At 33.3% G+C, this 10174-nt stretch carries 9 protein-coding genes; 5 read left to right on the top strand and 4 right to left on the bottom strand.

What is annotated here, in order from left to right:
- Window positions 1-297 precede the first annotated feature (297 nt).
- Window positions 298-1926, bottom strand: a complete 1629-nt coding sequence (locus tag JHL15_RS06905) for an acyl-CoA carboxylase subunit beta (RefSeq protein ID WP_200244465.1) — start codon at window positions 1924-1926, stop codon at window positions 298-300.
- 479 nt (window positions 1927-2405) lie between these two features.
- On the opposite strand from JHL15_RS06905, the gene JHL15_RS06900 reads away from it, so the two are divergent.
- Genes JHL15_RS06900 through JHL15_RS06890 form a run of 3 tightly spaced genes read left to right on the top strand, consistent with a single transcriptional unit; the run spans window position 2406 to window position 5141 of the window.
- Window positions 2406-3284, top strand: coding sequence for a DMT family transporter (locus JHL15_RS06900; RefSeq protein WP_200244464.1), 879 nt, complete (start codon window positions 2406-2408; stop codon window positions 3282-3284).
- Window positions 3285-3297: 13 nt separating this feature from the next.
- Window positions 3298-4380, top strand: a complete 1083-nt coding sequence (locus JHL15_RS06895) for a putative type IX sorting system protein PorV2 (protein ID WP_200244462.1) — start codon at window positions 3298-3300, stop codon at window positions 4378-4380.
- 11 nt (window positions 4381-4391) lie between these two features.
- Window positions 4392-5141, top strand: a complete 750-nt coding sequence (locus JHL15_RS06890) for a hypothetical protein (RefSeq protein ID WP_200244460.1) — start codon at window positions 4392-4394, stop codon at window positions 5139-5141.
- Window positions 5142-5227: 86 nt separating this feature from the next.
- Here JHL15_RS06890 and JHL15_RS06885 read toward each other — a convergent pair whose 3' ends face one another.
- Window positions 5228-5797, bottom strand: a complete 570-nt coding sequence (locus tag JHL15_RS06885) for a fasciclin domain-containing protein (protein WP_200244458.1) — start codon at window positions 5795-5797, stop codon at window positions 5228-5230.
- Between the two features lie 296 nt (window positions 5798-6093).
- On the opposite strand from JHL15_RS06885, the gene JHL15_RS06880 reads away from it, so the two are divergent.
- Together JHL15_RS06880 and JHL15_RS06875 are read left to right on the top strand one after the other, a co-directional pair.
- Window positions 6094-6603, top strand: a complete 510-nt coding sequence (locus JHL15_RS06880) for an RNA polymerase sigma factor (protein WP_200244457.1) — start codon at window positions 6094-6096, stop codon at window positions 6601-6603.
- 1 nt (window position 6604) lies between these two features.
- Window positions 6605-7423 (top strand): anti-sigma factor, encoded by an 819-nt coding sequence (locus JHL15_RS06875; protein ID WP_200244456.1) that lies wholly within the window; start codon window positions 6605-6607, stop codon window positions 7421-7423.
- Between the two features lie 63 nt (window positions 7424-7486).
- Here JHL15_RS06875 and uvrC read toward each other — a convergent pair whose 3' ends face one another.
- Window positions 7487-9277 carry an excinuclease ABC subunit UvrC gene (uvrC, locus tag JHL15_RS06870; RefSeq protein ID WP_200244455.1) on the bottom strand — a complete coding sequence of 597 codons (1791 nt, stop codon included), beginning with the start codon at window positions 9275-9277 and terminating at the stop codon, window positions 7487-7489.
- Window positions 9278-9363: 86 nt separating this feature from the next.
- On the bottom strand, window positions 9364-10128 hold the full coding sequence (locus JHL15_RS06865) for a hypothetical protein (protein ID WP_200244453.1): 765 nt from the start codon (window positions 10126-10128) through the stop codon (window positions 9364-9366).
- Window positions 10129-10174 lie beyond the last annotated feature (46 nt).

Raw genomic sequence — 10174 nt, 5'->3', positions numbered from 1 at the left:
AAGCTGCTTTAGCCAAAACATAGAACTCTGCCTATACATTTTCAATTTTAAACTTTCAATTTTCAATTGTTTTCATCTGCGTTATCTGCTTAATCCGCGAGAGAGAATAAAACCATCAATAGAGGTGGGCTTTAGCCCGCCTTCAATAATAAGATCCCAAATCCAAAACGGCTTTAGCCAAAACTTAAAGCTCTCCCTATAAACTTTCAACTTTCAACTTTCAATTTTAAAAACCATATACCACAAAAAAGCCCCACTTTTTCAAATAGGGCTATAAATATATATATTGTACTCTTATCAAACCTGTATTACTCCTAAATTAAATTTCTCGGTAATAGGAGAGTGATTAGCAGCCTCAATACCCATAGATATCCATTTTCTTGTATCTATTGGATTAATAATAGCATCAGTCCATAATCTGGACGCGGCATAAGTAGCTTCTGTTTGTTTTTGATATCTTTTTGAGATACTATCTAAGATCTCGTTATGCTCTTCTTCTGTGATTTCTTTACCTTGTTTTTTCAATGTCGATTCCTGAATTTGTGCCAATACTTTTGCAGCTTGTGCACCTCCCATTACAGCTAAATCAGCCCATGGCCATGCAACAATTAATCGTGGATCGTATGCTTTCCCACACATTGCATAATTACCAGCTCCATATGAATTTCCTGTTATAATTGTGAATTTAGGTACTACAGAATTAGCAACAGCATTCACCATTTTTGCTCCATCTTTAATGATGCCTCCATGTTCAGATTTTGAACCTACCATAAATCCTGTAACATCCTGTAAGAAGATCAAAGGTATTTTTCTTTGATTACAATTGGCTATAAATCTTGTTGCTTTATCAGCAGAGTCAGAGTAGATAACACCTCCAAACTGCATTTCTCCTTTACCGCTCTTCACAAGTTTTCTTTGATTAGCTACAATTCCTACCGACCAACCATCAACTCTCGCTGTTGCACAAATTATAGTTTTCCCATAATCAGGCTTGTATTCTTCGTATTCAGAATTATCTACCATACATTTAATAATGTCCAATGTATCATATTGCTCAGCTCTTGATGCTGGCATTATGCCAAAGATATTTTCAGGATTTTCTTTTGGTGGAAAACTTTCGATTCTATCAAAACCAGCTTTTTCAGTGCTCCCAATAGATTTCATGATGTTTTTAATTCTATCTAGAGCGTCTTTATCATCCTTAGCCTTATAATCTGTGACACCTGAAATAGAGCAGTGTGTAGTTGCTCCACCTAATGTTTCATTATCTATGGTTTCACCTATGGCAGCTTTAACAAGATAACTTCCAGCTAAGAAAATAGAACCTGTTTTATCTACAATCATCGCTTCATCACTCATAATAGGTAAATAAGCTCCTCCTGCAACACAGCTTCCCATAACAGCAGAAATTTGTATAATTCCCATAGAGCTCATTTTAGCATTGTTTCTAAAAATTCTTCCAAAATGTTCTTTATCAGGGAATATTTCATCTTGCATTGGCAAATAAACACCCGCAGAATCTACAAGATAGATAATAGGAAGCTTATTTTCCATGGCAATTTCCTGTGCTCTAAGATTTTTCTTGCCAGTAATAGGAAACCAGGCACCTGCTTTTACAGAAGCATCATTGGCTACAACAAGGCATTGTCTTCCTGAAACATAGCCGATAACAACCACAACACCTCCTCCCGGACAGCCGCCATGCTCTTCGTACATTTCATAACCTGCAAAAGCTCCTACTTCTATGGAATCTGAATCTTTATCAAGAAGATAATCAATTCTTTCTCTTGCAGTCATTTTTCCTTCTTCACGTAACTTTTGAAGCTTTTTCTCTCCACCTCCTTTCTTTATTTCGGCAAGTAAACGATTTATTTCAGATAATTTTAATCTATTTTGATCTTCTCGTTTGTTGAATTCGATATCCATAAAATTTTAATTTTTTACGCCTAAAGATACTATTTTTAAAGAGAATATTAATTTTAATAAAACGGTTGTTTAATACTTTGGTTTACAGAAAATTGTGAAATATTTAACAAGAAATTATTTTTGATTAATTGATATTTTTGCTAACTTTACGTAAGAGTATTGAGGGGTATTATTGTCCTCTTAATTACTCTGTTCCTAGTTTATTTTTTTAATAGTTTATTATTTGAAAGCCCCGAAAGTTGAACAAATTTTCGGGGTTTTTTATTTCTATATTTTTTCAACAGTCGTAAGATATCTAGATTAATTGTTAGATTCTTTACCAAATTAGTGCAAGAAATGTTGTGTGAAAAATGAAATTAAGTGAAGTTGCTAAGAACTGTGTTAGTTTTATCTGTTTTTTCTCAGGCTATCTATTTTTTTATGGAAGAATTTGAAAAAGCTATTCGTAAATTTGCATTTTAAAAATTCAAAGGTAGGTTATGCATAAATTAGCACTTTTCAGATTGCATTTAATTATATTTTTATGGGGGTTCACTGCAATCTTAGGAAAATTAATTCATGCTAATGCACAGATTCTGGTATTCTACAGAATGTTATTTGCGGCTATTTTTTTATATGCTTATATAAGGATATACAAGAAGGAGAGTATTAAAGTTTCAAAGAAAATATTTTTTCAATTGGCCGCCATTGGTACAGCTATGGCTGCTCATTGGTTTTGTTTTTTTTATTCAATAAAAGTTTCCAATGTTTCCATAGCCCTAAGCTGTTTATCTTTATCCACCCTTTTTGCCTCGATTTTGGAACCTATTATTTTTAAAAGAAAAATAGATATTTCAGAGGTAATCATGGGCATTGTGATTGTGGCTTGTATCCTATTGATCTTTAAAACTGAATTTCAGTATAAAGAGGGAATTCTTTTTGGGGTCTTATGTGCAATCTTTGGAACTGTTTTTTCCGTTTTTAATGGTAAAATGTTTGGAAAAACAAGCTCTGGTAATATTATTTTTTATGAAATATTCTGTGGTTGGTCAGTTTTATTGATATTTTATTTATTTTCCGGGCAAATTTTTCAAATGAATGAAATAAACTATAGGGATCTTGCGTTAATATGCTTGTTAGCAAGTGTTTTTACGGCTTTTCCAATGTTAGAATCGGTGAATCTGATGAAGTATATTTCTCCTTTTACACTAATTTTGACAGTTAATTTAGAACCAGTCTACGGAATTATACTAGCTTTTTTTATCTTTGGCGAATCAGAACATATGAGCCCTATATTTTATGTAGCATCATTGGTTATGATATTAGCGATTATTGCCAACGGGTTGATAAAAGCCAGGAAACAAAAAAAAACTAACTAAGCATCAAATTTATATGATGAAAAAATATCTATTATTCCTATTTTCTTTAGCATTTGGATTGTCTCAATCTCAAATTATCAGAAAATATTCCAATGAATTCTTAAATATAGGAGCTGGTGCAAGAGGTTTGGCAATGGGGGGAGCTGTTATTTCCAATCAAGATGATGTCTATTCACCAATGTGGAACCCCGCTGGTTTAATGTCGATTGAAAGAGATTGGCAAGGAGCTGCCATGCACGCTGAATATTTTGAATCTATCGCAAAGTATGATTATCTGGCATATGCAAAAGTATTGGAAGAAGGGGTATTTGGAGTTTCAATAGTGAGGCTTGGAGTTGATAATATTTTGAATACAACCCAAATGATCGATGCTGAAGGAAATATCGATTATGACAAGATCACAAAGTTTTCACAATCCGATTATGCTGCGATCCTCTCTTATGCTTTTCATCCTGGTGGAAATACAAAATTGGATGTAGGTGTCAATGCCAAAATTGTCTACAGAAATGTGGGTAAATTTGCAAATGGATATGGATTTGGATTTGATATTGGTGCAATCTATAAGGCTGACAATGGGTGGAAATTTGGAGGAATGCTTCGTGATGCAACTACGACTGTTAACTTTTGGAGTATCAATCAGAAAGAATTATCTACTGTTGTAAATGGAGAAGAATTTAACCCGGCACCTAAGGACAAAATGGAACTTACGATGCCTAAGCTTAATGTAGGGGCGAGTAAGATGTTTGAAATAAACAGCAGTGTATATGTATTACCTGAAGCGGGTATTAATATAGATTTCGCTAAGACAGCAGCTCTTGTATCAACAGACTTTGCAAGTATTACTCCTTATGCTGGAGCTGAATTAGGTTATCAGAAAATGATTTTTGTAAGACTTGGGGTAAATCGTTTTCAATCTATAACAGATATCGAGGATTTAAAAAGAAAAGTATCTTTTCAGCCAAGTGCCGGTTTAGGAATTAGATATAGAGGGCTTACTCTAGATTATGCAATTACAAACTCAGGAATCGGGGGTTCTAACTTTTATTCCAACTTCTTTTCTCTAAAGTTAGATATGGGAACATTTAGAAATGATTAAAAATTAAAAATATGAAAAAGGGATCAATACTTATATTAACCATTTGTTCGATGTTGGTTTTCGGACAAAAGGTATCCGACTATAAATATGTTTCTATTCCAGAGAAGTTTACCACTTTCAAAGAGAAATTTGATTTAGACGTTCTATTGGCAAAATTTTTGAATGGAAAAAAATATGTGGTTCTTAAGGGAAATAAAGATCAGTGGCCTTTTGAAGCAAAGGATAACCCTTGTAATGTTTTAAATGCTGATGTTATTGATGATAGTGGCTTTTTACGAAATAAGGTTATTTTACAGTTTAAAGATTGTCATGATAAGGTGTTATTAGCGAGTAAAGGAGTCTCAAAAATCAAAGAGTATAAAGAAGGATTTCAAGAAGCACTAAAGGAAACTTTCGTAACAATCCCTGTTTCTTATCCTACTACAGTGGTAATGCCAGCTGAAACAAAGGTTGTTGAACAGGTAAAAGAAAGCCCATCGACTGAAAATGTTACTTCTTCTACTGGAAGTTCAGCGAGCAAGTATAGTAATGGAAAACTAAGTCTACAAAAAGTGCAGATTGATAATAGCCAGTTTATTCTTGTGAGACCAGATAGTTCAGTTCCTTATGCAACCTTTAAGGAAACTACTAAAAAAGATGTTTTTAGGGTGAAATTTGAAAATGGAGATACCACAATCGGTTATTATGAAAATGGAAATATTGTAATAGAAGTTCCTTCTTCGAACGGAGGATATTCTAAAGATATATTTTTAGGAAAATAAATACATTACTTCAACTAAGAAATTAAAATAATCCCTTACTTAAACAAGTAAGGGATTATTTATTTAAACCATAAAAAAATTAAAAACTATGGCATAAGGACAGTGTCTATTACATGGATTACTCCATTTGACTGATTCACATCAGCTATTGTAACTTTTGCGTTGTTTCCTTTTGCGTCTTGTATGTAAAGATCTTTACCTTTTGTCCAGAAAGTTACATCTTCCCCTTCTACAGTTTTCATCATGCTTTTTCCGTTTCCTGCTTTTACAGCGGCCCATATTTCTTTAGCATTATATTTTCCAGCTAATACATGATACGTTAAAATTTTGGTAAGCATTTCTTTATTTTCTGGTTTAACCAGGTTTTCTACTGTACCTTTTGGAAGTTTTGCAAATGCAGCATCAGTAGGTGCCAATACAGTAAAAGGACCTGCTCCCTGTAAAGTTTCTACTAATCCTGCGGCCTTTACTGCAGCTACTAATGTTTTATGATCTTTTGAATTAACAGCATTTTCAATGATATTTTTTGATGGATACATTGCAGCTCCCCCTACCATTACTGTTTTTTCTTTCATCGTTTGTGCAGTTACCGTTCCACTGAACGCAAATGATAATGCTACCATTCCGAATACTGCGATTTTTGATCTTGTGTTCATTTCTTTGATTTTTTTAATTAAATAGTATTTGATTTCTTATTCTTATCATCATTTACGACATTGATGGAGTTTTAGATTTAAAAGATTTTATTTTTTTTAAATTACTTTAGACATGTTTGAGTTTTTGGAACTTGCAGTAATTTTAAGGAAATAGAATTCATATAAAAACGATTTAATTCATATACGGAAGAAAAGAATTTTCAGATTTGCTTGTTATATGTTTTATTTTATTACATTTGGAATGAAAAATATTCGCTATTAAAACAAACTATTCGGAGGACGAACTTATCGTTTTATTGAAAGAAAAAAACGAAGCTGGTTTTCATTACTTATATGATCACTATGCTGGTGCGTTGTATGGTGTAGTACTCCGAATTGTACAATCTAAAGAATACACTGAAGAAGTTATTCAGGACGTATTCGTAAAAATCTGGAATTCTATTCATCAATATGATACAAGTAAAGGTAGATTCTATACTTGGATGATCAATATTGCCAGAAACACAGCGATTGATTATTTAAAATCTAAAAGTTTTCAAAACGAATTGAAAAACCAACCAATTCCAGATTTCGTATATAACAGTGCAGAACTTTCCACTACAAATAATACCTCTGATTTTATTGGTTTTAATAACGTGCTTGAAAGTTTAGAATCTGATAAACAAGAGCTTATTGATTTAGCTTATTATCAGGGATACACACAGAATGAAATATCTGATAAGCTGAAAATACCTTTGGGTACAGTAAAAACGAAAATGCGAAATGCATTAATGAAATTAAAGGATTTGTTAAAAGATTATCAATAAATTGAACACTAAGGAATACATATCATCCGGAATTATAGAATCTTATATTCTAGGTCTTGCTTCTCCAGAGGAGGCAGGCATTTTGGAGTGTGTGATGAAGAATAATACTGAAGTAAAGGCGGCTTTTGAAGAAGCACAAAAAACGTTGGAAGATTTGGCAACTGCACAAGCTGTAGCTCCTCCTGCTGAATTAAAATCTAAGATCTGGGATAAGATCCAACAGGAACAGATATTGAACGAAGTAAAACCAGATATTACAGAACATATATCTACTACATCTCCTGTTAAGGAGGTAAAAGAAACATCAGTTCCGAAAAATAGCAATTGGAAAACATATGCTATTGCAGCTTCGGTTTTGTTTTTAGTAAGTATTGCAGGGAATTTGTTTTGGATGAATAATCAGGCTGAAAACAATAAGAAAATAGTAAAGTTAGAAACTGAAAAACAGTCTAAGGAACTCGCTCTTCAAAAAATGAATGAGAAATGGCACATGTTATCAAGTCCCAATATGCAAATGGTCATGTTGAAAGGAGTGGAAAAACATGCAGATGCCAAAGCAATGGTTTTTTGGGATAAAAATACCAAGGAAGTATATCTGAATGCAGAAGATCTTCCAAAAGCTCCTAAAGGAATGCAGTACCAACTGTGGGCTATAACAGATGGAAAACCTGTAAGTGCAGGAATGTATACAGAAGAAAAAGACAGTAAAATTGCTCTCGCTAACATACCCAAAGCACAAGCCTTTGCTATCACTCTTGAAAAACAGGGAGGCAGTGAAGCACCAACGATGGAAAATATGTATGTAATGGGAGGGGTATAAAAAATAATGATTCTCTAAAAACAAAAACTCTCGAAAGAGAGTTTTTGTTTTTTTATATTTAATCTAATCATTAAAATATTCCCAAATAACCTTCGCTTTACTCTTACCAAGTATCTCTTCTAAAGTTTCCAAATTAGATTCCTTGATCCTTTTGACAGATTTTAATTTTGATAATAAGAGCTCAATTGTTTTCTCTCCAACACCGGGAATTTCCTCTAATTCGGATTTAATGGTAGAATTTTTTCTTCTTGTCCTGTGATGTTTCACACCAAATCTGTGGGCTTCGTCACGAACTCTCTGTAAGATTTTAAGAGTCTCTGATTTCTTGTCCAGATACAATGGAATAGGGTCTTCAGGGAAGAAGATTTCTTCTAATCTTTTAGCGATTCCGACAATAGTAATTTTTCCGTAAAGACCTAAAAGTTTCAAACTTTTTACGGCTGAAGATAGTTGTCCTTTTCCACCATCTATCAGAATTAACTGGGGAAGATCTTCTCCTTCATCTACCATTCTTTTATATCGACGATAAATAACTTCTTCCATCGTTGCAAAGTCGTTGGGACCCTCTACCGTTTTTGGATGAAAAATTCTGTAATCGGCTTTACTTGGTTTACCATCTTTAAAAACAACACAGGCTGATACTGGATTTGTCCCCTGAATATTAGAGTTATCAAAACCTTCAATATGCCTTGGTTCTACTGGCATTCTTAGCAGTTTCTGCATTTCAGCCATGATTCGGTTGGTATGTCTTTCAGGGTCTACGATCTGAACCTGTTTTAATTTTTCCAGACGATATTCTTTTGCATTCTTTTCAGAAAGTTCTACAATTCGTTTCTTATCACCTACTTTGGGAACGATAAGTTTTACATTAGGAATTTCGACTGATAAATGGAAAGGAAGTAACACCTCTTTGGAATCGGAACCAAATTTTTGGCGGATTTCAATCAAAGCCTCCTCCATAATATCTTCATCAGTTTCTTCAAGAATTTTCTTGATTTCAGTAGTGAAACTCTGGATGATGTTTCCATTTCTTATTTTAAAGAAATTGACATAAGCTGCCGTCTCATCACTGGTCATTCCAAAAACATCCACATCATCAATATTTGGATTTACTACCGTATTTTTAGCCTGATAATCTTCAAGGACGTCCAATCTTTCTTTGATGATGTGAGCGTCCTCGAACTGTAGATTAGAGGCATGTTTCATCATCTGGTTAACCAGATATTCCTTAGCTTTTCGGAAATCTCCTTTTATGATATCCCGGATGGAATCAATTTTTTCATCATATTCCTCTTTGCTTTCCAATCCTTCACAAGGTCCTTCACAGTTTTTAATATGATACTCAAGACAAACTTTATATTTACCATCTTCAATTTTACTCGGAGCCAGATTTAAATTACAGGTCCTGAGTTTATAAATATGTTTTATGGTATCCAGTAATATTTTTGCAGGACGCACCTTGGCATAAGGACCGTAATATTCTGATCCATCTTTAATGATGTTTCTTGTCAGAAAAATTCTTGGAAAAGCTTCATTTTTAATACAGATCCAGGGATAGGTCTTATCGTCCTTCAGCATTACATTATAAAACGGTCTGTGTTCTTTGATCAGATTGTTTTCCAATAAAAGAGCATCATACTCGCTGTTAACAATAGTAGTTTCCAATCGCTGGATTTTTCCTACCATTATTTTTATTCTGTAACCCGGAAGATTTTTATTAAAGTAAGAGAGAACCCTTTTCTTTAGGTTTTTTGCCTTTCCCACATACAATAAATGATCGTTTTTATCATAGTAACGATAAACGCCTGGTTCGGATGGTAAAGTTTTAAGTTGTAATTCTAAAGAAGGATTCATATAACAAAATTACGGAATCCAATTGTGATTTAAAAGAATAAAAAATGCCGCAGAATTTTCTGCGGCATTTATAATATTTTTAATGTTTATCCATTGCTCATTTCAGTATATTCATTTACCAAAAAACTGAAATAATCCCATTCAGCAGATTTTTTTGGATATTTTTTCATGAATTCAGCGTTGTCTCCGAAAAGGAAATCATAATTATCTTCGAAATCATCTTTATGAAGCCACATGATTTTGTCTCCTTTTTTTACATAATAGGATTTAATGACACCTCCGCCAAGCTGAGGAGAACCTCCAATTGAAAATCCACCAGTTTCTTTAGCTCTTGGATCATGATAAACAGAAATGATTTCACTAAAATCAGGATTGATCAATTGCATCAAAAATTCTTTATCCTCTTTTTTATTTTTTAACGAAACGGTTTGGTTTACGAAGTGAATTCGCTCACCAGTAGTATTTTTCGTTAGTTTTTTAGTTCCGAAGTTTCGGATATTCCCCATGTATTTTGCAACCTTTGCGATTTTTTCAACATTGCTGGGATACAGATACATTTCGCTGATCTGATCAGCACTAAACGCCTCATTTTTTTTAGAAATACTATCTTTTATAGATACTTCGTAGATCTGTCCTTTTTTTGTTTCAACTTTATTACAAAAACCTTTGTGAGCACTTCCATCTTTTAAAATAATGGTGGAAGTCTTTTTGGGAGATGGAAGATTGAATCCTTCATTGAAAAGATAGGTTTCCATTTTTTTGATCTGCTCTTTTGAGTATTTTACTTTGTCTTGTGCAAAAGAAGCAGCACTTGTAAGGCATAGTGCAAGGAGTAGAGTTTTAAATTTCATAGGTTATTATTTTATTGGGCGTAAAAATAATAAAATAAACAACTTA

The organism is Chryseobacterium paridis (assembly GCF_016595215.1).
Taxonomy (GTDB): Bacteria; Bacteroidota; Bacteroidia; order Flavobacteriales; family Weeksellaceae; genus Chryseobacterium; species Chryseobacterium paridis.
This window is presented reverse-complemented; position numbering and strand designations above follow the sequence as displayed.